This window comes from Hymenobacter koreensis (genome assembly GCF_039541855.1).
Classification (GTDB): Bacteria; Bacteroidota; Bacteroidia; order Cytophagales; family Hymenobacteraceae; genus Solirubrum; species Solirubrum koreensis.
Genome location: NZ_BAABHA010000019.1, coordinates 1 through 874, shown reverse-complemented (window position 1 = coordinate 874; position 874 = coordinate 1). Strand labels below are relative to the sequence as shown.

The 874-nt window shown below is 63.3% G+C and carries 1 protein-coding gene; it reads left to right on the top strand.

Features of this window, described 5'->3' with window-relative positions; all coding sequences use genetic code 11:
* Positions 1-264 precede the first annotated feature (264 nt).
* Positions 265-874, top strand: a 610-nt coding sequence (locus ABD903_RS23230) for a recombinase family protein (protein ID WP_345228257.1), incomplete at its 3' end; no start/stop codon positions are given.

The following is an 874-nucleotide window of genomic DNA, read 5'->3' as shown; positions in this document are numbered from 1 at the left end:
GCCAAGTGCGTATCCGCCCAATCCGGTACGGCAAAGACCCGCGTCTGCTCGGCCGCCGGCACCAGCGGGGGCTGCTCGTAGAGCTCGCGCTCCTTGCCCAGGTGAATCCGCAGGTGCGTGGCCATAGAGGAGGGCAAAAACCGATGGACTTAACGACCGTTATCCCTACCCGCCAGTGATAGCGTTAACGTGCGTGTAAAGGTATCGAAAACCGGTACCTTTACGGCGCGCTTTTACCTTATCGCTAACCTGCCCGTTTTGCCCATGATTTTTGGCTACGTCCGCGTCTCCACGAGCGCCCAATCGGCCGAGAGCCAGAAGAGCCTCATCGCCCGCTACCTGGTCGAGCACCGCTGGACCCTCGACGAGTGGATTGAAGTAGAAATGTCTTCCCGCCGCACCGCCGGGCAGCGCCGCCTGCCCGAGCTGCTGGCCAAGGTTGCTGCCGGCGACACGGTCATCGTCTCCGAGCTCTCGCGGCTGGGCCGCTCGTTGCGCGAAGTGCTGGGCCTGATTGAAGAGTTGATTCACCAGAAGCGGTGCCGGCTGATCCTGGTCAAGCAGGGCCTGGACCTGGACCCGCAGAATCACCGCGACATGACCCACAAAATCCTGCTCACCATCTTCGCCATGCTGGCCGAGCTGGAGCGGGACTTCGTTTCCGAGCGCACGAAGGAAGGCTTGCGGGCGCGGCGCGAGCAGGGCATCGCGCTGGGCAAGCCCAAGGGTGTGGTGCAGCCGTCGATGTACGACGCCGACCGCGAGCGGATTCTGCACCTGCACGCACTGGGCGTGCCGCTGGCCACCATCGTGGCCGTGCACCTGAAGTACGGCAAGTACCTCTCCCTGAAAAACTACCTGGCCAAGCTGCAGC